Here is a 24,414-nt window from a genome sequence, read left to right as displayed (position 1 = left end):
TGACAGACTGTCCGCATGCGCATTGTGGTTCTGGCCGGCGGCATCGGCGGTGCCCGTTTCCTGCGCGGCCTCAAGCAGGCCGCGCCCGACGCGGACATCACGGTCATCGGCAACACCGGTGACGACATCCATCTGTTCGGGCTGAAGGTCTGCCCCGACCTCGACACGGTGATGTACACCCTGGGCGGTGGCATCAACGAAGAGCAGGGCTGGGGGCGTGCCGACGAGACATTCCAGGTCAAGAGCGAGCTCGCGGCGTACGGAGTGGGGCCCGAGTGGTTCGGGCTCGGCGACCGCGACTTCGCCACGCACATCGTCCGTACGCAGATGCTCGGCGCCGGCTATCCGCTGAGCGCCGTCACCGAGGCGCTGTGCGCCCGCTGGAAGCCGGGCGTGCGGCTGCTGCCGATGTCGGACGACCGCGTCGAGACGCACGTCGCCGTCGAGGTCGAGGGCGAGCGCAGGGCCGTGCACTTCCAGGAGTACTGGGTGAGGCTGCGCGCCTCCGTGGAGGCGCAGGCGATCGTGCCGGTCGGCGCCGAGCAGGCCAAGCCGGCGCCCGGTGTGCTGGAGGCCATCGGCGAGGCGGACGTGGTGCTCTTCCCGCCGTCCAACCCGGTGGTGTCCATCGGCACCATCCTCGCCGTGCCCGGCATCCGCGAGGCCATCGCCGACGCGGGTGTGCCGGTGGTCGGCCTCTCCCCCATCGTCGGTGACGCGCCCGTGCGCGGCATGGCCGACAAGGTGCTCGCCGCGGTCGGCGTCGAGTCCACCGCCGCGGCCGTCGCGCAGCACTACGGCTCGGGGCTGCTGGACGGCTGGCTCGTCGACACGGTGGACGCGGGCGCGGTCGAGGCGGTCGAGGCGGCCGGTATCCGGTGCAGGGCGGTGCCGCTGATGATGACGGACGTCGGGGCGACGGCGCGGATGGCGCGCGAGGCGCTGGCCCTCGCGGAGGAGGTACGGGGATGACGTCGCCGTCGTACCGGGTGTGGGCCCTGCCCGGACTGCCCGAGGTCGAGCCGGGCGACGACCTCGCCAAGCTGATCGCCGCGGCGGTCGCCGGCGGTGAACCGGGCCTGGCCGACGGGGACGTGCTGATCGTCACCTCGAAGATCGTCAGCAAGGCGGAGGGGCGGATCGTCGCCGCCGAGGACCGGGAAGCGGCCATCGACGCCGAGACGGTGCGGGTGGTGGCGCGGCGCGGGCCGCTGCGGATCGTCGAGAACCGGCAGGGACTCATCATGGCCGCGGCGGGCGTCGACGCGTCCAACACCCCGGCCGGGACCGTGCTGCTGCTCCCCGAGGACCCGGACGCGTCCGCGCGGGCCATCCGGGCGGGCCTGCGCGACGAGCTGGGCGTGGACGTGGGTGTCGTCATCACCGACACCTTCGGGCGGCCCTGGCGCAGCGGGGTCACGGACGTGGCGATCGGCGCGGCGGGCGTGCGCGTGCTGGACGACCTGCGCGGCGGCACCGACACGTACGGCAATCCGCTCGTCGCGACCGTCGTCGCCGGCGCGGACGAGCTGGCCGCGGCCGGTGACCTCGTCAAGGGCAAGGCGGCGGGGTTGCCCGTCGCCGTCGTACGCGGGCTGACGCACCTGGTCGTCGCCGACGAGGGCAACCAGGGCGCCCGGGCGCTCATCCGGGACGCGGAAGGTGACATGTTCCGTCTCGGTACGTCCGAGGCGATCAGGGCGGCGGTCACCCTGCGGCGCACGGTGCGGGAGTTCACCGACGAGCCGGTGGACCCGGGCGCGGTGCGGCGGGCGGTCGCGGCGGCGCTGACGGCGCCCGCGCCGCACCACACCACGCCGTGGCGCTTCGTCCTGCTGGAGTCGGCCGGGGCGCGGCTGCGGCTGCTCGACGCGATGCGGGACGCGTGGGTCGCGGACCTGCGGCGGGACGGCCTCGACGAGGCCGCCGTCGCCCGGCGGGTGCGGCGGGGCGATGTGCTGCGCCGCGCGCCGTACCTGGTCGTGCCGTGCCTGGTGACGGACGGCGCCCACGCCTACGGCGACGCGCGGCGCGACGCGGCGGAGCGCGAGATGTTCGTGGTCGCCGCGGGGGCGGGCGTGCAGAACTTCCTGGTCGCGCTGGCGGGTGAGCGGCTGGGGTCGGCGTGGGTGTCCTCGACGATGTTCTGCCGGGACGTGGTGCGGGAGGTGCTGGAGCTGCCGGCGTCGTGGGACCCGATGGGCGCGGTGGCGGTGGGGCATGCGGCGGGGGCGCCGCGTGAGCGGGCGGAGCGGGAGGTCGGGGGGTTCATCGAGGTGCGGTGAGGGTGGGGGCGGGGGGGTGCGTTTTCCCCCACCCCGCCGTTTCCCGAAACCGGGGGCTGCGCCCCCGGGCCCCAGGGGTGTTCGTGGGGGCTGACGCCCCCACACCCCCGGCGCGGCGGCTTCGCGCCGCGTGGCGGCACCGCCTCCTCGTGCGAGCGGCCCCAACGGCATGCTCGCGGACCGGACCGGACCGGGCCGCCGCTGGCAGGCCCCCGGGCGGCCGGGCGCCGGGTCAGAGACGGGTGATGTCGCGGGGGGTCATCCTGGGGGCGCGGCGGGGTGGGGTGTGGCCGCTCAGGAGGATCAGGCGGGTGGCGCGGTGGCGCTGGCCCGCGTACGGGGTGAGGAGGTCCAGCATCTCCGTGTCGTCGGCGTCCCGGCGGCCGGCCAGGGCGTGGCCGACGATGCCCGGGAGGTGGTAGTCGCCGACCGTGACCGCGTCGGGGGCGCCGTTGCTGCGCTGGACCGTTTCGGCGGAGGTCCAGGGGCCGATGCCCGGGATGAGTTCCAGGCGCTGCTGCGCCCGCGCCGGTTCCATCTCCGCCGCCTCCTCCAGGCGGCGGGCCACACGGACGGCGCGCAGGATCGTGGCGGAGCGCTTGGAGTCGACGTTCGCGCGGTGCCACTCCCAGGACGGGATCAACGCCCAGGTGCGGGGCTCCGGCATGACGTACAGGCGGTCGTTCGGGCCCGGTGCGGGCTCGCCGAACCGGCGCACGAGGACCCGCCAGGAGCCGTACGCCTCATCCGTCGTGACCTTCTGCTCCAGGATCGACGGGATCAGCGACTCCATGACGAGGCCGGTCCGGGTCAGGCGCAGGCCGGGGCGGCTGCGGAGCGCGGCGGTCAGGATGCGGTGGTGCGGGGTGAAGGCGTCCGGGTCGTCGTCGGCGCCGAGGAGCGCGGGGAGGCGGTCGAGCAACCACTCCGCGCCCGGCCCCCACGCCTCCGCCTCGATCGCTCCCCCGCGCGCGGCGACCCGCAGGGTGCCAGGGCCCACCGGTGTGCGGCTGGCCCGCCAGATCGAGCCGTCGGGCGTCGTACGGAACGTGGGGTCGCCCGGGCCGCGCCGCAGCGGGCCCAGGGCGAGCCCCAGGTCCAGCGGCCATGGCGGGGTCCACGTACGGGTCCGGGGGCTCGACGTCCGGGGGCTCGACGTCCGGGCCGGCGACGCCGGTGAGGCCTGCGCGGGCAGGACGACGTCACCGGCTCGCAGGGTGGTGCGGGTCGGGCGGCGCGGGGCGTAGCGGCCTGCCACGGGGACGTCCTCGGGGGGGGTCGGGGGCTCTACGTGGAGGGTAGCCCCCGACGCGCCCCTACTGGTCCGACGAGAAGCGCACCGCCCCGTCCGGCAGCTGTGCCCCGCACCACACCCGGACCCCGTCGCGCAGTTCGTTGTCCGCGCCGACGCACGCTCCGTCGCCGATCACCGCGCCGTGCAGCACCGTCCGCGCGCCCACCCGGGCGCCCTCGCCGATCAGCGAGTCGTTGATGACCGCGCCGGCCTCCACGATCGCGCCGTCCAGCACGACGCTGCCGTTGATCCGGGCGCCCTCGGCGACCGTCGCGCCGGCGCCGATGACGGTGCCGCCCGCCAGCTTGGCGTCCTGGGCGACCGTCGCGGTCGGCAGTACCAGGCGGTCGCCGCACCGGCCGGGCACCGCCGGGGACGGCGCGCGGCCCAGGACCAGGTCGGCGGAGCCGCGTACGAACGCCTGGGGGGTCCCCAGGTCCAGCCAGTACGTCGAGTCGACCATGCCCTGCAGGTGGGCTCCGGTCGCCAGCAGGTCGGGGAACGTCTCCCGTTCGACCGAGACGGGCCGCCCCGCCGGAATCGTGTCGATGACGGACCGGCGGAAGACGTACGCGCCCGCGTTGATCTGGTCGGTGACGATCTCCTCCGGCGTCTGCGGCTTCTCCAGGAAGGCGGTGACGCGTCCGGTGGGGTCGGTCGGCACGAGCCCGAAGGCGCGCGGGTCCTCGACCCGGGTGAGGTGGAGGGAGACGTCCGCGCCGGACGACCGGTGGGTGTCCACCAGCGCCCGGATGTCCAGGCCGGTCAGGATGTCCCCGTTGAAGATGAGGACGGGTTCGTCGGGGCCGGAGCGGAGCCGGGAGGCGACGTTGCGAATGGCTCCGCCCGTGCCGAGCGGCTCCTTCTCGGTGACGTACTCGATGTGCAGGCCGAGCGAGGAGCCGTCGCCGAAGTACGGCTCGAACACCTCGGCCAGGTAGGAGGTGGCGAGCAGGATGTGCTCGACACCCGCCGCCCGCGCGCGGGCCAGTTGGTGCGTGAGGAACGGCACGCCTGCCGCCGGGACCATCGGCTTCGGCGTGTGGACCGTCATCGGCCGCAGCCGTGTCCCTTTGCCACCGACCAGGAGGATCGCTTCTGTCACCAGTCGTCTCTGCTTCCTGCTGGGGCCGGTCGATGGACGGATACACCGGTCATATGACCGATACGACCGGACAGTGTATGCAGACCCTTGGGTCCGGCCGTCCCCGGTCGTCACCGTCCCTGGTACTTGGCCGACGCCGTGCGGGCCGTGCCGAGCTTGCCGTAGAGACGGGCGCCGGGGCAGTCGGTCGAGAAACCGTCCCGGTGTCCGGAGATGACGTTGAGCGTGACCTTCGTGCCCTTCGCGTAGCGGTTGCCGCCGCCGGACGTCAGGGTGGCCTTGCCCCGCGGGTCCTTCCCGTACAGGCCCAGCTTCCATGCCGTGAGCCGGGCGATGGCCGTGACCGAGGCCGCGGGTGGCGTGCTGGCACTGTACGTGCCGAGCACCGCGATGCCCATGCTGTTGGAGTTGAAGCCCAGGGTGTGCGCGCCCATCACCGGCTTGGCCACGCCTCCTGCCCGGCCTTCGTAGATGTTTCCGCACTTGTCGACGGCGAAGTTGTAGCCGATGTCACGCCAACCGCTGCTCTGGACGTGGTAGCGGTAAATACTGCGCAGGACGGAGGGGGCCTGCTTGCAGGTGTAGTTGTTGCCGGTGGCGCTGTGGTGGACGAACGCCGCCTGGACGGACTTGGTGTAGACGAAGTCACGTTCGCGCAGCTTCTCGTCGGCGCCCCAGCCCTTGCGGGTGACGATGCGGGGGCGGGGGCCGATGTAAGGCTTCGCCAGTTCGGACTCGATGGTCGCCTCGGTCTCCTCCTTGGAGAGCTCGGGGATTTCGAAGGCGCCGAGGGGGGCGAGGTCCGCGTTGACGGCGGAGCTGGCGGCCTCCTCGACGGTGAGCGCCGCGCCGGCGACCGGGTCCTGTTGGGTGTCGGTGCCGGTCGTCGTTCCGGTGCCGGGGGGTGTGTCGGTCCCTGTGTCGCTCCCGGGGGCGGGGGGCGTGTCGGTCCCGGGGACGGGGGGCGTGTCGGTCCCGGGGACGGGGGTGGTGTCGGTGCCGGGGACGGGGGCCGTGCCCGGGGCCGCCGGGGTTTGCGGGGCCTGGCCCGTGCCCGTCTGGCCCGTACCCGTCTGGCCCGTACCGGCCTGACCCGTGTCGGTCTGGCCGGGCGGGTCGTCGCCCGGGTCGACGAGTTCGATGCGCATGCCCCGCGGCAGCGGCGCGGCGGAGGCTCCCGCGCGCGGCGCCTCGGACCGTACGCGCACCTCGACGCCGTCCGAGTCGCCCACCCACAGGGGGGCGGTGGAGCCGCGCACCGTGCCCGACTCGCGTTCGGGGCTGCCGGGGTCGGCCGCGTGTGCGTGGTTGTGGGTCTCGACGGACTGCCACCCGGACCAGGCGCCCGTGCCGGTGGCCCGGGTACGGACCTGGACGGTGCCGTGCAGTTCGTCGTCGGGGTCGTCCCAGACGACGCCGAGCAGTGAGAACGGTCTCACGTCCCGCTCCAGCAGCCCTTGCTGCGCCGCGTCGGAGGCCCGTTCGGGCGGAGGCAGGGGCCCCAGGCGCAGGGACTGGGTGGAGCCGGGGAGTGACGTGTCGTCGGCGAACGCGTCGCCGGACAGCGGCAGTACGAGGGCGGCGGCGCATGCGACGCCGATCGAGGAAGCAAGGAAGGCACGCATGAGGTGATCCTGGGCATCCCGGGCGGAATGCGCTTCCCGGGAATCGCGCCGCGAACTGACGGCCCATCGGTCCGTACGGTGGACGGCGTCACCGGTACGGCCGCATCCGGGCGCCGGGCGCGCGTACCCTAGCGCGGGTGAACGCCAGCGACCGTACCCCCGCCGACCTGCTGCGATCCGTGTTCGCCGCGGACCCGTCGCGCCCCTTGGTCACGTACTACGACGACGCCACCGGTGAGCGCGTCGAATTGTCCGTGGCCACCTTCGCCAATTGGGTGGCCAAGACATCGAACCTCCTCCAGGACGGCCTGGCCGCCGAGCCCGGCGAGCGGGTCGCCCTGCTGCTGCCCGCGCACTGGCAGACGGCGGTCTGGCTGCTCGCCTGTTCGTCGGTGGGTGTCGTCGCCGACCTGAACGGTGACCCGGCCGCGGCCGACCACGTCGTCGCGGGGCCCGACCGGCTCGACGACGGGCGCGCCTGCCCGGGTGAGCGGCTCGCGCTGTCCCTCGCCCCGCTGGGCCGCCGTTTCCCGACGGCGCCGGACGGATACGACGACTACGCGGTCGAGGTCCCGACGCAGGGCGACGTCTTCCGGCCCTGGGTCCCGGTGGACCCGGACGCGCCCGCGCTCGCCGTCGCCGGTACGGAGCTGACCGGCGCGGAGCTCGTCGAGCGGGCGCGCGCGGACGCGGAGCGGCTGGGGCTCCGCGCCGGTTCCCGGCTGCTGTCCGGGCTCGGGTACGACACCTGGGAGGGCGTGTGCGCCGGGCTGTACGCGCCGCTCGCGGCGGGCGCGTCGGTCGTGCTGTGCCGGAACCTCGACCAGCTGCCGGCCGAGGCGCTGGAGAAGCGGATCGAGAGCGAGCGGATCACCGATCGCGTGCGGTGAACCACTGAAGATCACCCGTCCGGCGCACGCTGTGCCCGGTCTCCGGGGGTGCCCGCGCCGACTCCGTTGGATGATCGGCACACAGCCCCGAACGCCCGGCTCGGCCGCTCCCTCCCGGTGACCGGCCGACCCCAACGGCACGACGGACGGACTACGACGTGACGGACAGCGCTGGCAGGCCCCCCGACCCGGCCCCCGGAGCCGGGTCGGAGCCGTCGCGCGCCGCCGGTGGCCCGGGAAGGCTGCCGGGCGACGGGCCGGCGGACGGCGGGCGGGCGCGGCGGTGGTTGCGATGGGGAGCGCTCGGGTCCTCCGTGGTCGTCCTGGTGGCGGCCGGCGGCGGGTGGTGGGTGTACAAGAAGCTGGACGCCAACATCACCACCGACACCACGGCCGCCGCCGAGCTGGAGCGGTACGAGCGGGAGCGGCCCTCGTCCCTCGTGCGCGGGGCGCGCAACATCCTGCTGATCGGGTCGGACACCCGCGCCGGGAAGGGCAACGCCAAGTACGGGCCCGACGGCGACGGCCAGCGGTCCGACACCACGATCCTCCTGCACCTCGCCGCCAACGGGCGGGGGGCGACGGCGGTTTCGCTGCCCCGCGACCTGATGGTGACCGTCCCGAGCTGCCGCAAGCGTGACGGCACCCGCACCCGGCCGCAGTTCACCCAGTTCAACTGGGCGTTCCAGCTCGGCGGGACCGCCTGCACCGTCCGTACCGTCGAGAGGCTGACCCGGATCCGCGTCGACCACCACATGGTGATCGACTTCCGAGGCTTCAAGGACATGGTGGACGCGGTCGGCGGCGTACGGGTCTGCGTCCGCGAGCCGATCAACGACCCGGACGCGCGCGTGAGGCTGAAGGCGGGCGCCCAGACGCTCCGCGGGGAGCAGGCCCTCGGGTACGTACGCGCCCGCAAGACGCTCGGCAACGGCAGCGACACCGAACGCATGGACCGCCAGCAGCAGTTCCTCGGCGCGCTCGTGAACAAGGTGCAGAGCAATGGCGTCCTGCTCAATCCGGCGCGGCTCTACCCGGTCCTCGACGCCGCGACCAAGTCGATCACCACCGATCCGGGGCTCGACTCCCTCAGGGATCTGTACGACCTGGCACGCGCCATGCGGAGCGTACCCACTGAAAAGGTGCAATTCCTTACGGTGCCGCGGCAGCCGTACACCGGGGACCCCAACCGCGACCAGCTCGTCCAACCCAAGGCGAACAGTCTTTTCAAGCGGCTGCGCGACGACGCGCCGGTCATCGTGGTGCCGGCGGACAGGAGGCCGAGCCGCGGAGAGCCCGACGGGGACACGTCGTCGCCGTCCGCGACGCCCACGTTCGCGGGCACGAACGCGGCCGTCGGCGCCTGTGTGCAAAGGGCGAGCAAGAAACAGGGCAAAAGCGGGGGATGAACCGGCGACGGTCTATGACGATTGGGCAGATTGCCCCCTTGTAAGAGCCGTGGAATTTGTCACGGACGTCGCCCCACGCTGAACTGGGCGGATAGTGTGACGCGATCCGGTGCTCCCGGCCGCGAGGTCGCGCACTCAAGGATGGAAATACCCGAGCGCCTGACGGGGGAGGCGCCTCGCGTGGCACCGACGGAGGACTCAAGCAACCGTGGACGCGCACAGCCGTGGACGGGCGGACGATATCGACCCCGCCGACCAGTGGGTGCTCAACCCGCAGACCGGTAATTACGAACTGCGACTGGACCGTTCCGCTGGGCAATCGTCCTCATCGGCCGGCACCCCCACCGGCCGGCGCTCCACCGCGGCGAACTCCAAAACCCGGTCCGGAGGCAGGACCGCCGACGTCCCCGGCCAGCGCAGGCGCCGTACCGCCGACGGTCCGGGCGTCCCCGGTGGAGCGGGCGCCGGTACGCCCGCGGGCTCGGCCGGCCGCCGCAAGCGCAAGCCGCAGAAGGCCCGCAAGAAGGCCCTGACGTGGACCGGCGGCGTGACGGCTTTCGTGGTCGTGGGCACCGGCGTGGCCGCGTACGCCTATTACGAGCACCTCAACGGAAACATCAGCACGGTCGACGTGGCGGGCGCCGGCAGCGGCGGCTTCAAGAAGGACCAGGCGATCAACATCCTGGTCATCGGCACCGACAAACGCACCGGTGACGGCAACGAGGGCTACGGCGACAAGAACAGCCCCGGCCACGCGGACACGACCATCCTCTTCCACGTCTCCAAGGACCGGACGAACGCCACCGCGCTGTCCATCCCGCGCGACCTGATGACCGACATCCCCGACTGCGAGACGAACACGCCCGAGGGCAAGAAGGTCATCCCGGGCCAGCGCAACGTCCGGTTCAACACCAGCCTCGGGCAGAACGAGCGCGACCCGGGCTGCACCATGCGCACCGTCAAGGAGATCACCGGCCTGACCGTCGACCACTTCATGATGGCCGACTTCAACGCGGTGAAGACGCTCACGACCGCGATCGGCGGCGTCGAGGTCTGTGTGGCCAAGGACGTCGACGACAAGCGATCGAAGCTGAAGCTGTCCAAGGGCACGCACATCATCGAGGGCGAGGACGCCCTGGCCTTCGTACGCACCCGGCACGCCTTCGGCAACGAGAGCGACCTGGACCGCATCCAGACACAGCAGCAGTTCCTGAGCTCGATGATCCGGAAGATGAAGTCGAGCGACACGCTCACCAGCCCCTCGAAGATGCTGGACCTGGCGGAGGCGGCGACCAAGGCGCTCACCGTCGACACGGGGATAGGAAGCATCAACAAGCTCCGCGACCTCGGTACGGAACTGGCGAAGGTGAACCCGAAGAACATCACCTTCACGACCCTCCCCGTGATCGACAATCCGGCCGAGCAGGTCAAGGCGACGGTCGTCGTCAATGAGGAAAAGGCGCAGCCGCTCTTCTCGATGATGCAGAACGACATCTCGCTCACCGAGGTGAAGAAGAAGGAGAAGGAAGCCAAGACCGCTCAGGCGGCCCTGCTGAAGGGCCCGCGGGCGAACGCCGGTGACGTACGCGTGGACGTGTACAACGGCAGTGGGAAGACGGGGGCGGCGCAGAGGACCCTCGACTGGCTGCAGAACCAGCAGGGCGTGTACAAGTCGACCAACAAGAGCAACGCCCCGCAGGTGATCGAGAAGACGACGCTGGAGTTCGCTCCGAACCAGGCTGACCAGGCCCGTAAGCTCGCGGACCTGATGGGTCTTCCCGCCGCGGCACTGAAGCAGGGGACGAAGGACGCCGAGGGGCTCCAGGCGATGGTGCTGACCCTGGGCGGCGACTTCAAGGGTGCGGGGATCCCCATCACCGGTCCGGCGAAGGCGCCGGACGGTGTGCAGAAGGTAGAGGCGGACAAGCGGGTCTGTGCGAAATGACGCGGACCTGAGCGACAGGGGGACCTGGGTGGGACAGAGCAGCGTGCGTGGGGAGGGGACGCGGGGACGCGTTCCGCGCGCCCGTGACTTGGGCTGGGACGAGAGCCTCTACGAGGACGGCGGCCGGTCCGGCAGTGGCACGGGGGCGGCCGGCCGCTCGGGGTCCGCGCCCGGTTCCGGCGAGGCCGGCGGCCCGGACGGGGGCGCCGGCGAAGGCGGCAGAGGCAGCGGGGGCGGAGCGGGCCGTCCGCGCGGTGCGACGCGCCGGGGCGGCAGCGGTGGCCCCACGGGCCTCAGGAGGGGCAAGCGGCGGGTCCTGCGCTGGGTCGCGTCCGTGCTCTCGCTCCTGATACTCGGGACGGCCGGCGCCGGATACCTCTACTACCAGCACCTCAACGGCAACATCCGCAGCGGCGAGCGCAGCGGAGGCGACAGCGGCGTGACGAAGGGCGCGCCCAACGCGGCCGGGAACACCCCGCTCAACATTCTTCTGATCGGCTCCGACAGCCGGAACTCCGACGCGAACGTCGCCCTCGGCGGCAGCCGGGACACCCGGGGCAGCAAGCCCCGCGCCGACGTCCAGATGCTGCTGCACGTCTCGGCCGACCGCAGGAACGCCTCCGTCATCAGCATCCCGCGCGACACCCGCGTCATGATCCCCGAGTGCAGGGACCCGGAGACCGACGAGACGTTCCGCCCCACCACGGCGATCATCAACGAGACCCTGGCACGCGGCGGCCCCGGCTGCACGCTGACCACCTGGGAGAGCCTGACCGGGGTCTACATCGACCACTGGATGATGGTCGACTTCGCCGGTGTGGTGAGCATGGCGGACGCGGTCGGAGGCGTCCCGGTCTGCGTCGAGCACGGCGTGTGGGACCGGCCCACGGCGGCGGTCAAGGGCGGCTCGGGCCTCAAGCTGAAGGCCGGCACCACCGAGGTGCAGGGGGAGCAGGCCCTCCAGTGGCTGCGCACCCGGCACGCCTTCTACAACGACCAGGGCCGGGCCAAGGCCCAGCACATGTACATGAACGCGCTGCTGCGCAAGCTGAAGGCGCAGAACGCCTTCACCGACACCGGCGCGATCATGGACCTGGCCGAGGCCGGCACGAAGGCGCTCCAGGTCTCCGCCGAACTGGGCTCCGTGAAGAAGCTGTTCGACCTGGCCATGGAGCTCAAGGACGTTCCGGTCAACCGCATCACCATGACGACCCTCCCCACGGTCGAGTACGTCGGCAACCGCAATCACCTGGTGCCGGTCGAGGCGGACGCCGAGAGGCTGTGGACGATGCTCCGCGAGGACGTCGCCTTCGACGGCAACGGCACGCCCGGGGACGAGGCGGCCAAGCCCGCGCCCAAGGAGACCGGCCCGGCCGCCGCCGCTCCCGGGACGCTCTCCCTCACCGTGGTCAACGGCACCAACGGCACCGGCGAGGGGTCGGTCAGGGGGCGGGCCGGCGGGGTCGCCGAGACGCTGCGCGGCAAGGGGTTCACCCGGGCCTCCGCGTCGCAGGGCGTCAACCCGGTCAAGGACACGCTTCTGGCGTACCCGAGGACCGCCGGGGCGCAGGGCAAGGCGGACGCGCTGTCCGTGGCCAAGGCCCTGGGCCTGCCGACGGGTTCGGTGCGGGCCACCGACGTCACCACGATGACGCTCACCGTCGGCGCCGACTGGCGGGAGGGCGAGACGTATCCGAAGGCCGACGCGCCGAAGGCGGGTGACCTCCCCGCCACCGTGGACGCCATGAACGGCTCGGACGACAAGCAGTGCATGCCCGTGTACGAGCGGTACCGCTGGGACGGCAAGGCCGCCTAGAGGCGGCCAGGGGTACGCGAAAGGGGGCCGGTCACGCGTGGTGCGTGGCCGGCCCCCTTTCGCGATGTGCCCGCGCCGGGAGCCCGCGTGACGTGCGGTCAGCTCTGGGCGAGAACCGCCGGGCGGCGGCTCGCGATGACCTTCCGCGCCAGTGAGCGCGGGCTCGTCAGGAAGCCGTACCCCCACGACATGTGCATCGTCGCCAGGGCCACCGGGATCTGGAGGCGGGCCTTCAGCGGCAGGCCGCGGCCCGCCGGGACGGAGCCGGCGGTGATCGCCGCCAGGTAGCCCGCCGGGATCACGAAGCCGAGCGGGGTGAGCGTCGCGCCGACGACGATGCCGGCCGCGATGGCGCAGACGGCCGTCGGCGGGGCCAGGTAGCGGAGGTTGATGGAGCCCGGGTGGTAGCGGGCGACGACGTGGCGCCAGCGGCCGTAGTCCTTGTACTGCTTCGCCAGCGCGCGTACCGAGGGGCGCGGGCGGTACTGGACCTTCAGCTCCGGTGAGAACCAGATCAGGCCGCCCGCCTCGCGGATGCGGAAGTTCAGCTCCCAGTCCTGGGCGCGGATGAACTCCTCGTTGTAGCCGCCCTGCTGTTCGAGGGCCTCGCGGCGGAAGACGCCCAGATACACGGTTTCGGCGGGCCCGGCCTGGCCGCCCGTGTGGAAGGCCGCGTTGCCGACGCCGATCCGGGACGTCATCGCGGCGGCGACGGCGTCCTCCCAGGCGTTCTCCCCCTCGGCGTGCATGATGCCGCCGACGTTCTGCGCGCCGGTCTCCTCCAGCAGGCGGACGGCGGTCGCGATGTAGTTCGGCGACAGCATGCCGTGGCCGTCGACCCGCACCACGATCGGGTGGCGGGACGCCTTGATCGCGGCGTTCAGGGCCGCGGGGGTGCGTCCCGTCGGGTTCGGCACGGTGTGGACCCGGGGGTCCTCCCGTACGAGCTCGGCGGCGATCTCGTCCGTGCGGTCCGTCGACGGACCGAGGGCGATCACCACCTCCATCTCACCGTCGTATTCCTGCTCCAGGATGTGACGGACCGAAGCGCGCAGATGCCGCTCCTCGTTGAGGACCGGCATGATGACGGAGACGGGGGGCGACGGCATGGTTCCCTCGGAGGTCCGGGGTTCGTTTCCCCGGGAGACGGCAGTAACGCCGCCACGTTACCGCGAACGGGGGACACGGGTGCGCGCCGCCCGGGCGGTGCGGGCGGGCGCTGATCGTATGGGCCTACTGTGCTCATGATCCCCTTTCGCCCGCGGAGGTGTCCTTCGTGCCCACGCCGCCCCGCCGTCCCGTCCAGCCCCGGCCACCCGCGCCCGGGCAGCCGAGACAGCCGGGCGCGCGGCAGGGCGTGGGACAGGGCCCGGTGACGCGAGCGGGGTCACCGTCCGGGCGCACGGGGGCGCCCGGCCAGAGACCGGCGCCGGCACGGCCGGGGGCGATGTCGGCGCGGAGGCCGGCGGCGCGACCGAAGTGGGGCATGCGGGTGGCGACCACGCTCTCCGTGCTGGTGCTGGGCGCCGGGGGCATCGGGCACGCGGTGGTGACCAGCCTCGACACGGGGATCGGCCGGGTCGACCCGTTCCGCGACATGAAGAACCGCCCCGAGGCCGGCCACGGCACGAACATCCTGGTCGTCGGCACCGACAGCCGCGACAAGATCACCCCGGCCGAGAAGGAGAAGTACCGGCTCGGCGGCGCCCCCTGCCGCTGCACCGACACGATCATGCTGGTGCACGTCTCGGCCGACCGGCGGCGGGCCAGCATGGTGTCGCTGCCCCGCGACTCGTACGCCGAGATCCCCGCCCACACCGACACCGCCACCGGCAAGCGCCACAGCAAGCACCCGGTGAAGCTGAACGCCGCGTACGCCGAGGGCGGGCCCCAGCTGACCGTGCGGACCGTGGAGCACATGACCGGTGTGAAGATCGACCACTACCTGGAGGTCGACTTCACGAGCTTCATGCGGACCGTCGACGCGGTCGGCGGGGTGCGGATCTGCACGGCCGCACCGATGAAGGACGCCTACACCGGGCTGAACCTGCCGGCCGGCACGCACGAGCTGGACGGCGGGAAGGCGCTGCAGTACGTGCGCTCCCGCCACGTCGACGGCGCGTCCGACCTGGGCCGGATGCAGCGCCAGCAGCGTTTCGTGGCGGCGCTCATCGACCGGGCGACCAGCGAGGGCGTCCTGCTGAACCCGGTGCGGTTCCAGGAGGTCGTCACCTCGGTGCTCAGCTCCGTACGGGCCGACGAGGGCTTCCGTACGGAGGAGATGCTGGCGCTGTCCAAGGCGATGCGCGGCTTCAAGGCGTCGTCGTCGGAGTTCGCCTCCGTCCCGGTCGCCCAGGCCAGCTTCCCGGTCAAGGGCCTCGGCTCGACGGTGAAGTGGGACACGGTGAAGGCGAAGAAGCTCTTCCGGGCGCTGCGCGAGGACAGGCCGCTGGCCCCGTACACCGCGCGCGGCGGCGCCCGCAGGACGCTCGTGGAGGTCGCGCCCCAGCAGATCCGGGTGCAGGTCTACAACGGCACCCGGGTGCACCTGCTGGGCGCGCGGGTCGACGCGGCGCTGCGGGCGACCGGCTTCCGGACGAGCCGGGCGCCGCAGAACTGGGCGCGGCGGGACGTGGCCCGCACCATCGTCTGGTTCGACCCGCGCTGGGACCGTTCGGCGCGGTCGCTGGCCACGGCGCTGCCGGGCGCCGTGCTGCGGCCGGTCAAGGGCCAGGGCGCGACGCTGAAGGTGACGGCCGGCGCGAACTTCACGGGGGTGGCGCCGGTGCGGGCCGACTCCGTCTACCGGGGCGAGTTCGGTGTGGTCACCGGTGACCAGGTCCTCTGTACCTAGGGTTGTCGGGACCTGGGGGTCTCGGGACCTGGTGAGGCCGTCGGTACCCGGGGTTTCGGGACCTGGGGCACCCGTACCCAGGGTCTCCGTACCCAGGGGTGGCTAGTCCTCCATGCCCTCCGCGGCGCGCTTCTCGCGCAGCTCCTTGATCGCGCGGCGGCGGGCGAGCCGGTGCGTGCGCCGGATCTGCGCCTCCTGGTAGCGGCGCTTGTCCCGCTCGGTCTCGGGGATCACCGGCGGTACGGTGCGGGGCTTGCCGTCCGCGTCGACGGCGGCGAAGACGAGGTAGGCCGAGCCGACCTGCGTCGCGGGGGTGGACTCGTTCCAGCGCTCGGCGAGGACCCGGACGCCGACCTCCATGGATGACCGGCCGGTCCAGTTGACCTGCGCTTTCACATGGACGAGGTCGCCGACCCTGACCGGCTCCAGGAACACCATCTCGTCCATGGAGGCGGTGACCGCCGGCCCGCCGGAGTGACGGCCCGCGACGGCGCCCGCCGCGTCGTCCACCAACTTCATGATCACGCCGCCGTGCACCGTACCGAGGAGATTCGTGTCACTGCCGGTCATGATGTGGCTGAGGGTCGTACGGGACGCCGAGGTCGGCTTTCCCTCCGGCGGGGCATCTGTCGGCGAGGCCTGATCTGTCATGCCCTCCACCCTATGCCCCGACTTCATTGCATCAGCTTCGCTACAGGGCTGCCCCGAATTCCCACCCACCCTGTAAGGCGGCCGGGGGTGACCTGCACACTGGTCCGCATGAATGACTGGCCTGAAGGATGGTCCGACGACCGCAACGCCCGTTACGGCCGTGGCAGCGCCGACGCCCAGCCCGAGGGCGTACGGTCGATGCCGCACGTGCGGCGCCGGCCCACGGTGCCCCCGCAGCCGGTGCCGCCGCAGTCCGCGTACCCGCAGGGCCCGGCCCCCGGCCAGGCACCGGCGTACGACAGCGGCTACAACACAGGCCAGGTCTACGGTTCCCCGCAGGGCGGCGGTCCGCGTGGCGGCGGCCCCCGCGTCCCCGACCGTGGCTCGGTCCGCGCTCCGGGACCGGCCCCCGACTGGCGCCGCCGCATCAAGGTCGGCTCGATCGTCGTGCTGGTCGCCGTCCTGGGCACGACCATCGGCACGTACTTCTGGGCCGACGGCAGGATGCTCCGCGAGGTCGACCTCGCCAAGGTCATCGACCGCCCCAAGGAGGGCGACTGCACGACGTACCTGATCGTCGGCTCGGACAGCCGTGAGGGCATGACGGCCGAGGAGAAGAAGAAGCTGCACACCGGCTCCGCCGAGGGCAAGCGCACCGACTCGATGATGATTCTCGCCGCCTGCGGCAGCGGAAACACCATGATCTCGCTGCCCCGCGACTCGGACGTGGAGATCCCGTCCTTCGTCGGCTCGGAGTCCGGCAAGAAGTTCCCGGCCCAGGGCCGCCGGGTGAAGCTGAACGCCGCGTACGCGGAGGACGGCCCCGAGCTGCTGGTGCGCACCGTCGAGCACAACACCGGACTGCGCATCGACCACTACGCCGAAATCGGCTTCGCCGGCTTCGCGAACATCGTGGACGCGCTCGGCGGCGTCGAGATGGACATCCCGAAGGCCTTCAAGGACAAGAAGTCCGGCGCCGACTTCCAGGCCGGCAAGCAGACCCTCAACGGCGAGCAGTCCCTCGCCTTCGTCCGCACCCGGTACGCGTTCGCCGGCTCGGACCTGGACCGGACGAAGAACCAGCAGAAGTTCCTGGCGACGCTGGCGAACCAGGCGGCGACGCCCGGCACGCTCCTGAACCCGTTCCGGCTCTACCCGACCCTCGGCGCCGGTCTGGACACCCTGATCGTCGACAAGGACATGTCCCTGTTCGACCTGGGCGAGATGTTCTTCGCGATGAAGGGCATCAGCGGCGGTGACGGTACGTCGATGAACATCCCCATCTCGGGCAGCACGGGCGGCAACCTGGTGTGGGACAAGGCGAAGGTCCGGCAGCTGGTCCAGCAGATCCAGAACGACGAGAAGGTCACGGTCACCGGCAACTGACGACACCAGGCGAAGGGCCCGCACCGCGGCTGCGCGGTACGGGCCCCCCGGGGCTGCTGCTGGATTACGGCGTGGTGGATCGGCTCAGCGCGCGAAGATCAGGATGGCGGTTGCCACCAAGCTGATCAGCAAGGAACCGAGACAGCCGATTCGGTTACTGAAGAAGAACATTTCGAACGCCTACCCCGAAGTGCCGTTGCATCCCTGTTTCCGGGCTCCCGCATGCCCGCATTCCCGCATATCCGCATGCCCTTGCTGGAGCGGCGTCAGTGGGATTCGTCGTAGGGATCGCGGCTGCCCGACTTGGCCAGACCACGGCTGATCATGTAGCCGACGGTGAGAATCACGATGTACAGCCATGCCTTGTCGGCGCGGAAGTAGTCGATGTGGCCCTCTTCCGTTCCCACGACCATGGAGGCGATGAGGACCGCGACCACCGAGGCCAGATAGGCGAAGAACTCGGTCGTCTTCAGGGCCGACTTCGTCTCGGTGGACAGTCGGCGGGGCCGGTTACCGGCCGGATCGACGCCTGCATGGTGGGCCGGGTTGCCGGCCGGGTTCACACTGCTCATGGGATATGCATCCATTTCCGTCTTGCGAAGTACTTGGTGCACTCCACGGGGGGAGATTCGCGCCGGAAGCAACGCTTCCTGCCTCCACCCAGGTACCCGGATTCAGCCAAATAAACAGTGCTTCAAGACATGGTCATCACAACTCCGGGCCGCCGAGTCAAGACGCCGGAAACCGGACGAGGCGCCAAGCCGTCCGGGGAATCAGCAGCGGGTATTCCGGCTCCCGGACGCGTACGTCACGAAGTCCGCCCACGCGGCGGGGTCGAACCCGAGCTGCGGACCCGGCACGTTCTTGGAGTCGCGCACGTGGACGGCGCCGGGGGTGGCGGCGACCTCAACGCAGTCGGGGCCGTCGGCTTCGCTGTAGCTGCTCTTGCGCCACGCGATCGTGGAACCCTCTGGGGCGGGAGGCTGGAGAGTCATCGGGTCAGCTCCCGGACGCGTACGTCACGAAGTCCGCCCACGCGGCGGGCCCGAAGCCGAGCTGCGGACCCGGCACGTTCTTGGAGTCGCGCACGTGGACGGCGCCGGGGGTCGCGGCGACCTCGACGCACTCCGGGCCGTCGTTGCTGCTGTAGCTGCTCTTGGACCACTCCAGGGCAGAGCCGTCTCCACCTGAGGCCTTGCGGGTCATGTCTCTCCCAGCGCTTTCTCGATGAAGGCCAGAGACTCCCGTGGGGTGAGAGCCTGAGCCCGGATGATGCCGTACCGCAGCTCGATGATCCGGACCTCCTTGGGGTCGGAGATCAGGCGGTTGGACAACTGGCCTTCCCAGTGTGCCACCGCAGTGCCGTCATCGAACTTCAGCAGTTGGAGCTGGCCACCCATCCCGGCGTGATCCTCCCGGTCTGTCGGCATCACCTGGATCTCGACGTTCCGCAATTGCCCGACCTCCAGGAGGTGTTCCAGCTGGCGGCGCGCGACCATTCTGCCCCCGAGCGGGCGTTTGATCGTCACTTCCTCCTGAACGAACGTCAGCATGGTCAGCGGCTGCCGCTCGAAAATCTCTTGCCGCCCCATTCGCGCCGCCACGTGCCGGTCGATCTCATCGCGCCCGTACGACGGCCTACGCATCTCGTAGAGGGCACGGGCGTACTCCTCCGTCTGCAACAGGCCATGCATGTTGTGGTTGCCGTACGCGCCCAACTCCACCGCGTCGGCCTCCAGCTTCGCCAGGTCCCGGACCTTCTTCGGGTACCTCGCCTCCGCCACGTCCTTCTTCATCGCGGCCAACTTGCCGCCCGCGCCCAGGACTTCGTCGGCCCTGTCCAGGAACTCCGGTTTCGGGATGCGCTTGCCGGTCTCCACCTTGTAGACCTGGTTCTCGCCGTACCCGATCGCCGCGCCCAACTCCGCCGCCCGCATCCCCGCCGCTTCCCGCCAGAGGCGGACCTGCCGGCCGACCGCCGCGATCACCGCGCCCGAGTCGTCCTCCAGATCCACGTCCCGGTCCGGCTCGTCCACTCCGTCCGTCATACGACACCCGCCTCGCCCCGTGCTCGTACCGTGTCCGCGCGCGACGCCGTACCGGATGGACAGGGGCGTACACCGCCTGGACAGTCACTGTCCGTACACGCGTCGCTCTGTTCAGCGTACGCACGAACCGGCCACGCTGAGTGACGTGAATCTGGAAATCACCCGAACCGAATCCTCCGCTCCTGCCCGGAAGTTCACCGTGCTGCTCTCCCCTACCCGCCGTGGGGCCAGGCTCGCCCGCCTGCTGACCACGGCTCATCTGGCCGCCTGGGGGCTCGCGTCGGAGTCGGCGGCGCACATCGTCGCCGAACTGGCGGCGAACGCCACGCTCCACGGCCGCGTACCCGGCAGGGACTTCCGGCTGGATCTCACCGTCGGGGACGACGGCAGTCGTCTGCGCATCGAGGTCACCGACACCCGTGGCGACCGCCTGCCACCCGGCCCCGGCGCCTGTGCCGTTCCGGCGTCCGACTGCGAGTCCGGGCGCGGCCTGCTGATCGTCGAGGCGCTCGCCGACCGGTGGGGGGTCACGTCAGGTCCCGCGCCCCGCAAGACGGTGTGGGCGGAGCTCGATCTCGCTCCGTGACCGGTCCCACCGGGTCGCGGTTTCCCAGGACCCGGTGAACCGCGACCCGGTGCGCCGCGACGCGGTGCCGCACAATGCAAAAAGCTTTCAAGAACGCTTGAAAGAACCGGGGAAATCACCCACCCGACCCCACCCCACCCTCGTCACTCTCACGGGTGAGCTTGGCCAATTGGGCTGGATTTCGGGCGGGTTGCCGGGCATATGCTCGCGGCGACAACCGCAGACATGCGTCGGCCCCCGGCCGGGACTGGCATCCCGATCGAGGGCCTGACCACCAAGGAAGTCAGGGCTTCCCGATGGCTACCCAGCAGGTTAGCGCGCCTTCGCGCGTCTCATCCGGTGTTCCCGGACGCTTCACCGCCTCCGGCGTGATCCACGTCAACGCGAACCACACCGGCCGCTTCACGATCGTCGGCAACCACCTTGCCCAGCACCGCGAGTTGTCCCTGACCGCGATCGGGCTCGCCGTGCACATCCAGTCGCTGCCCGACGGGGCGAAGGTGGGCATCAAGGTGCTCGCGGGCCGCTTCGCGGAGAGCGAGGCCCGTATCGCCGCCGCGCTGCGCGAACTGGAGGCCCACAGCTATCTGGAGCGGGCGCTGGTACGCCTCCCCGGCGGCAAGCTGGTCACCCGGACGGTCTCGTACAACCAGCCCGGCGCCGCCACCACCGAGCCGACCCCTGCGGTCGTCCCCGCCGCCGCCGCCGTCGCCGTCCCCGCCGCCGTCGCCGTCCCCGCCGCCGCAGAGCCCGAGCCCGAACCCGCCCGAGCGGTGGCGCCCGCCCCGCGGGCCGCCCCCGCCCACGAGCGCACACCGCAGCGGCGCCCCTCGCGCCCGCGCCCGCCGCTCCCCCAGCCCCGGACCCCCGCCCTGGAGCGGTACCGCGCGGCCACCGACCTCCTGGCCGGCCTGCGCCGCGACGAACCCCGCCTCCTCCTCGCCGAGCACGACGTCCGCCGCCTGGCCCCGGCCGTCGCCGCCTGGCTCGAACGCGACGCGCACCCCGACGCCGTACGCCGCGCCCTCACCGCCGACCTTCCCGGCGACCTGAAACACCCCGCGGGGCTGCTGGCCCACCGCCTCACCGCGCTCCTGCCGCCACCGCTCCCGGCCGCGCCCACGCCCACGCACACCGGAGGCCCCGACCCGTTCCAGAACTGCGAGACGTGCGACCGCGCCTTCCGCGCCCGGGAACCGGGCCGGTGCCGCGACTGCCGAACCGGCGTGGCGGAGGCCGCCTAGCATGAAGGGGACGACCCCTGCCGCCGGGGACGGACGACGAGGAGCGCGCACGATGACCATCGCCCCGGACGACGCGCAGCACGACGCCCGCCAGTACCAGGTCATGCGGGACTTCGTTCAGTCGATGGACGACACCCTTCCCGGCAAGTTCGAGATCACCAAGGAAGGGATCGTCCACGACATGATGTCGCCCGCCCGGCCACACGAGCTCACCGTGCTGCGGGTGCGCAAGCGCCTCGACAAGGTCCTGCCGGACCACCTGGTGGCCCATACCGGCACCCCGGACGTGGAGCACGCCGCCGAGGGCATCATGCGCCACCCCGATGTGATGGTGATCGCCGAGGCGGACATGGAAGGCGACGGTTCCTTCGATCCCCGCACGCTCCTCGCCGCCGTCGAGGTCGTCTCGCGGTCGAACCCGGACAACGACTGGGTGGGCAAGATGCGGGATTACCCCCTGCTGGGCATCCCGGTCTATGCCGTCTTCGACCCGCGCACCGGTTCGGGAGCCGTGCTCAGCGACATTCACCTCACCCCTGCGGGCCCGCGCTACGCCATGCGCAAGGAGTTCCTGTACGGCGAGGACACCACCATCGGTGACTGGATGATCCCGACGGCGGACCTCCCCCGGTACGCGTAACCGCAGCGTCAAAGCCCGGCCTGCCCCGGCCGGACCGGCCGGGGCTGACCCCGCTCCGGTCGGCACGGGGCGCCGCGCACCGACGTCGCGTCAGACGAGCGCCGAGGCCAGGAGCGCGGCGGTCTTGACGATCAGTGGATTGTCCGCTTCGGCCCTGGGGTCGCTCTTGGTCGTCAGGACGGCCAGCACGACCGGCGAACGGTCGGGAAGCCAGGCGACACCGACGTCGTTGTTGGTGCCGTAGTTGTCCGAGGCACCGGTCTTGTCGGCGACGGCCCAGTCCTTGGGCAATCCCTCCCGGAATCGGTGGGTGCTGGTGGTGTTGTTCAGCAGCCATGTGGTGAGCCGCTGCCGGTCACCCTGCCCGAGCACGTTGCCGAGGACGAGCCGCGCGTACGTCAGCGCGATGGCACGCGGGCTGGTGGTGTCCTCCACGCGCCAGGGCTCGGACGAGTTCAGCTCGGTCTCCCACCGGTCCAGCCGGGTGGTGGTGTCACCGATCGAACGGCAGAAGCGGGTGACCGCAGTGGGGCCCCCGATCTGGCGGAGCAGCAGGTTGCCCGCGGTGTTGTCACTGAAGCGGATAGCGGCGTCACACAGTTCCCCGACGGTCATGCCCTCGGCCAGGTGCTCCTTCGTGACGTCGGAGTTGGCAACCAGGTCCGCCTGCGAGTACCGGATGCGCCGGGCGAGGAACTCGCCGTCCCGGTCCAGGTCTCTGAGGATGGCCGCCGCGGCGAGCGGCTTGAACACGGAACACATGGGGAAACGTTCGTCCGCCCGGTGCGTCACGGTGCGGCCCGTGACGGTGTTGTGGGCGAAGACTCCCACCCGCGCACCGTGCTCCCGCTCGAGGTCGCGCAGCCGCCCCTGGACGTCCCGCCCGTTCCGCGGCGCGGCAGCAGCCGCCGGGCCGCCCGCGACGACGGTCGCCGCCGCCATTCCGGCGCCAAGGGCGAGAAGCGTACGGCGGGTGGGCTCGGTGTCCGGCGAACTCATGATGGATCTCCCTTCTCCGGCACACCGACCGGAACCGTCGTAATCGTCCCCGGGCGGTGGGCTCATGATCAATCGCGTACGTCTACAAGTCGCCTCCAAGGGGGCTCGTGGTTCCTGCGAGGGGTGGGGTGTGTGCCACCTGTCGGTGACGGATGCGGCGGGGCCGGACAGGCAGAGGGCCTACCGGGCGAGGGCGCGGTGGCTCAGTCCGCCGAGGCCGCCGAAGGGCCGGGAGCAGCTGGCGTATTCACGGCGACGGCCCCCGGCTTGGTGCCGGGGGCCGTCGAACCGAACGGAGGCCGCGGCCGAGCGGCGAAGCCGCCGACCTGCGAAGACCCTGCTACGGCAGGTTGCGGGCCATCACGATCCGCTGGACCTGGTTCGTGCCCTCGTAGATCTGGGTGATCTTGGCGTCGCGCATCATGCGCTCGACCGGGTAGTCACGGGTGTAGCCGTAGCCGCCGAGCAGCTGGACGGCGTCCGTGGTGACCTCCATGGCGATGTCGGAGGCGAAGCACTTCGCCGCCGCGCCCAGGTAGGTGAGGTCGGCGTCGCCGCGCTCCGAGGCCGCGGCGGCCTGGTAGGTGAGGGCGCGGGCGGCGGAGATCTTCATCGCCATGTCGGCGAGCATGAACTGCACGCCCTGGAAGTCGGCGATCGGCTTGCCGAACTGCTTGCGCTCCTGGACGTAGCCCTTGGCGTAGTCCAGGGCGCCCTGGGCGATGCCGAGGGCCTGGGCCGCGATGGTGATGCGGGTGTGGTCCAGGGTCTTCATCGCGGTGGCGAAGCCGGTGCCCTCCTCGCCGATCATGCGGTCGGCGGGGATGCGGACGTTGTCGAGGTACACCTCGCGCGTCGGCGAGCCCTTGATGCCCAGCTTCTTCTCCGGGGCGCCGAAGGAGACGCCCTCGTCGCCCTTCTCGACGACGAACGCCGAGATGCCCTTGGAGCGCTTGGCCGGGTCGGTGACGGCCATGACCGTGTAGAACTCGGACACGCCGGCGTTGGTGATCCAGCGCTTCACGCCGTTGAGGACGTAGTGGTCGCCGTCGCGGACGGCCTTGGTCTTCATGCCGGCGGCGTCGGAGCCGGCGTCCGGCTCGCTGAGGCAGTACGAGAACATCGCGTCGCCCTTGGCGAGCGGACCCAGGTACTTGGCCTTCAGCTCCTCGGAGCCGGAGAGGATCACGGGCAGCGAGCCCAGCTTGTTCACGGCCGGGATCAGGGAGGACGAGGCGCAGACGCGCGCCACCTCCTCGATGACGATCACGGTCGCGAGCGCGTCGGCGCCCGCGCCGCCGTACGTCTCGGGGACGTGCACCGCGTGCAGGTCGGACGAGACGAGGGCGTCCAGCGCCTCCTGCGGGAAGCGGGCCTCCTCGTCCACCGCCGCGGCGAACGGGAGGATCTTGGCCTCGGCGAGCGAGCGGACGGTGTCCCGGAGCATGTCGTGCTCCTCGGACGGGCGGTACAGGTCGAAGTCAGGCGTTCCCGCCACGATCACTCACTCCCCTGAGCTGCTGCTAACTACCGTTAAGTAACCCGAATTTTAGTGGCCACCGCGCTTGTGGCATACGTGACCTTGCTGACAGCGAAAACGGTTCCCGGGCCGAGCCCCGACTATGCTCGGGGCCGCA

General features: G+C 71.5%; 22 protein-coding genes. 11 read left to right on the top strand and 11 right to left on the bottom strand.

All coding sequences use genetic code 11. From position 1 onward, the window contains the following. The first annotated feature begins 15 nt into the window (after nt 1-15). The gene (gene cofD, locus ABZZ38_RS12715) at nt 16-972 is read left to right on the top strand and encodes a 2-phospho-L-lactate transferase (protein ID WP_356738663.1); all 957 of its coding nucleotides are present in this window, start codon (nt 16-18) and stop codon (nt 970-972) included. Further along, nucleotides 969-2,285 carry a coenzyme F420-0:L-glutamate ligase gene (locus ABZZ38_RS12710; RefSeq protein ID WP_356738661.1) on the top strand — a complete coding sequence of 439 codons (1,317 nt, stop codon included), beginning with the start codon at nt 969-971 and terminating at the stop codon, nt 2,283-2,285. Before cofD ends, ABZZ38_RS12710 begins: the two co-directional genes overlap by 4 nt. Nucleotides 2,286-2,517: 232 nt before the next feature. On the opposite strand, the gene ABZZ38_RS12705 is transcribed toward ABZZ38_RS12710, so the two are convergent. The 3 genes from ABZZ38_RS12705 to ABZZ38_RS12695 all read right to left on the bottom strand — a co-directional run bounded on the left by ABZZ38_RS12705 (nt 2,518) and on the right by ABZZ38_RS12695 (nt 6,309). Further along, the gene (locus ABZZ38_RS12705) at nt 2,518-3,543 is read right to left on the bottom strand and encodes a DNA-3-methyladenine glycosylase 2 family protein (RefSeq protein WP_356738659.1); all 1,026 of its coding nucleotides are present in this window, start codon (nt 3,541-3,543) and stop codon (nt 2,518-2,520) included. A 58-nt stretch (nt 3,544-3,601) separates the two neighbouring features. Next, nucleotides 3,602-4,684 carry an NDP-sugar synthase gene (locus ABZZ38_RS12700; RefSeq protein WP_356738657.1) on the bottom strand — a complete coding sequence of 361 codons (1,083 nt, stop codon included), beginning with the start codon at nt 4,682-4,684 and terminating at the stop codon, nt 3,602-3,604. Nucleotides 4,685-4,794: 110 nt separating this feature from the next. Continuing rightward, complete coding sequence (locus ABZZ38_RS12695) at nt 4,795-6,309, bottom strand: N-acetylmuramoyl-L-alanine amidase (RefSeq protein ID WP_356738654.1); 1,515 nt, start codon at nt 6,307-6,309, stop codon at nt 4,795-4,797. A 137-nt stretch (nt 6,310-6,446) separates the two neighbouring features. Between ABZZ38_RS12695 and ABZZ38_RS12690 the strand changes: the two genes are divergently transcribed. The 4 genes from ABZZ38_RS12690 to ABZZ38_RS12675 all read left to right on the top strand — a co-directional run bounded on the left by ABZZ38_RS12690 (nt 6,447) and on the right by ABZZ38_RS12675 (nt 12,369). Further along, on the top strand, nt 6,447-7,199 hold the full coding sequence (locus ABZZ38_RS12690) for a TIGR03089 family protein (RefSeq protein ID WP_356738652.1): 753 nt from the start codon (nt 6,447-6,449) through the stop codon (nt 7,197-7,199). 158 nt (nt 7,200-7,357) lie between these two features. Then, nucleotides 7,358-8,608: an LCP family protein gene (locus ABZZ38_RS12685; RefSeq protein ID WP_356738650.1), complete on the top strand. Its 1,251-nt coding sequence runs from the start codon at nt 7,358-7,360 to the stop codon at nt 8,606-8,608. A gap of 208 nt (nt 8,609-8,816) precedes the next feature. Next, the gene (locus ABZZ38_RS12680) at nt 8,817-10,553 is read left to right on the top strand and encodes an LCP family protein (protein WP_356738648.1); all 1,737 of its coding nucleotides are present in this window, start codon (nt 8,817-8,819) and stop codon (nt 10,551-10,553) included. 28 nt (nt 10,554-10,581) lie between these two features. Further along, nucleotides 10,582-12,369, top strand: a complete 1,788-nt coding sequence (locus ABZZ38_RS12675) for an LCP family protein (RefSeq protein ID WP_356738646.1) — start codon at nt 10,582-10,584, stop codon at nt 12,367-12,369. Nucleotides 12,370-12,467: 98 nt separating this feature from the next. Here ABZZ38_RS12675 and ABZZ38_RS12670 read toward each other — a convergent pair whose 3' ends face one another. Then, nucleotides 12,468-13,478 carry a glycosyltransferase family 2 protein gene (locus ABZZ38_RS12670; protein WP_356738644.1) on the bottom strand — a complete coding sequence of 337 codons (1,011 nt, stop codon included), beginning with the start codon at nt 13,476-13,478 and terminating at the stop codon, nt 12,468-12,470. Nucleotides 13,479-13,855: 377 nt separating this feature from the next. Here ABZZ38_RS12670 and ABZZ38_RS12665 point away from each other — a divergent pair, with 377 nt between their 5' ends. Continuing rightward, nucleotides 13,856-15,223, top strand: a complete 1,368-nt coding sequence (locus tag ABZZ38_RS12665) for an LCP family protein (protein WP_356738642.1) — start codon at nt 13,856-13,858, stop codon at nt 15,221-15,223. Between the two features lie 102 nt (nt 15,224-15,325). Here ABZZ38_RS12665 and ABZZ38_RS12660 read toward each other — a convergent pair whose 3' ends face one another. Continuing rightward, nucleotides 15,326-15,874, bottom strand: coding sequence for an acyl-CoA thioesterase (locus ABZZ38_RS12660; RefSeq protein ID WP_356738640.1), 549 nt, complete (start codon nt 15,872-15,874; stop codon nt 15,326-15,328). Nucleotides 15,875-15,982: 108 nt separating this feature from the next. Between ABZZ38_RS12660 and ABZZ38_RS12655 the strand changes: the two genes are divergently transcribed. Beyond that, a complete protein-coding gene (locus ABZZ38_RS12655) occupies nt 15,983-17,260 on the top strand; it encodes an LCP family protein (protein ID WP_356738638.1) in 1,278 nt (425 codons plus the stop codon). A 266-nt stretch (nt 17,261-17,526) separates the two neighbouring features. Here the strand turns inward: ABZZ38_RS12655 and ABZZ38_RS12650 are convergent, their stop codons facing one another. The 4 genes from ABZZ38_RS12650 to ABZZ38_RS12635 all read right to left on the bottom strand — a co-directional run bounded on the left by ABZZ38_RS12650 (nt 17,527) and on the right by ABZZ38_RS12635 (nt 19,308). Beyond that, the gene (locus ABZZ38_RS12650; protein WP_356738636.1) at nt 17,527-17,832 is read right to left on the bottom strand and encodes a hypothetical protein; all 306 of its coding nucleotides are present in this window, start codon (nt 17,830-17,832) and stop codon (nt 17,527-17,529) included. 201 nt (nt 17,833-18,033) lie between these two features. Beyond that, nucleotides 18,034-18,255 carry a DUF397 domain-containing protein gene (locus ABZZ38_RS12645; protein ID WP_356738634.1) on the bottom strand — a complete coding sequence of 74 codons (222 nt, stop codon included), beginning with the start codon at nt 18,253-18,255 and terminating at the stop codon, nt 18,034-18,036. Nucleotides 18,256-18,259: 4 nt separating this feature from the next. Further along, nucleotides 18,260-18,466, bottom strand: coding sequence for a DUF397 domain-containing protein (locus ABZZ38_RS12640; protein WP_356738632.1), 207 nt, complete (start codon nt 18,464-18,466; stop codon nt 18,260-18,262). After that, nucleotides 18,463-19,308, bottom strand: coding sequence for a helix-turn-helix transcriptional regulator (locus tag ABZZ38_RS12635; RefSeq protein WP_356738630.1), 846 nt, complete (start codon nt 19,306-19,308; stop codon nt 18,463-18,465). The genes ABZZ38_RS12640 and ABZZ38_RS12635 overlap by 4 nt, the downstream gene beginning before the upstream one ends. Nucleotides 19,309-19,453: 145 nt before the next feature. Between ABZZ38_RS12635 and ABZZ38_RS12630 the strand changes: the two genes are divergently transcribed. The 3 genes from ABZZ38_RS12630 to ABZZ38_RS12620 all read left to right on the top strand — a co-directional run bounded on the left by ABZZ38_RS12630 (nt 19,454) and on the right by ABZZ38_RS12620 (nt 21,778). Then, nucleotides 19,454-19,894 carry an ATP-binding protein gene (locus ABZZ38_RS12630; protein ID WP_356738628.1) on the top strand — a complete coding sequence of 147 codons (441 nt, stop codon included), beginning with the start codon at nt 19,454-19,456 and terminating at the stop codon, nt 19,892-19,894. 368 nt (nt 19,895-20,262) lie between these two features. After that, the gene (locus ABZZ38_RS12625; protein ID WP_356738626.1) at nt 20,263-21,138 is read left to right on the top strand and encodes a helix-turn-helix domain-containing protein; all 876 of its coding nucleotides are present in this window, start codon (nt 20,263-20,265) and stop codon (nt 21,136-21,138) included. Between the two features lie 52 nt (nt 21,139-21,190). Next, nucleotides 21,191-21,778, top strand: a complete 588-nt coding sequence (locus tag ABZZ38_RS12620; RefSeq protein ID WP_356738624.1) for a Uma2 family endonuclease — start codon at nt 21,191-21,193, stop codon at nt 21,776-21,778. Nucleotides 21,779-21,868: 90 nt separating this feature from the next. Here the strand turns inward: ABZZ38_RS12620 and bla are convergent, their stop codons facing one another. Together bla and ABZZ38_RS12610 are read right to left on the bottom strand one after the other, a co-directional pair. Beyond that, nucleotides 21,869-22,777: a class A beta-lactamase gene (bla, locus tag ABZZ38_RS12615; RefSeq protein ID WP_356738622.1), complete on the bottom strand. Its 909-nt coding sequence runs from the start codon at nt 22,775-22,777 to the stop codon at nt 21,869-21,871. A gap of 340 nt (nt 22,778-23,117) precedes the next feature. Continuing rightward, nucleotides 23,118-24,275, bottom strand: a complete 1,158-nt coding sequence (locus ABZZ38_RS12610) for an acyl-CoA dehydrogenase (protein ID WP_356738620.1) — start codon at nt 24,273-24,275, stop codon at nt 23,118-23,120. Nucleotides 24,276-24,414: the final 139 nt, after the last annotated feature.

The sequence above is a fragment of the Streptomyces sp. NPDC006368 genome (assembly GCF_040612535.1).
Classification (GTDB): Bacteria; Actinomycetota; Actinomycetes; order Streptomycetales; family Streptomycetaceae; genus Streptomyces.
This window is presented reverse-complemented; position numbering and strand designations above follow the sequence as displayed.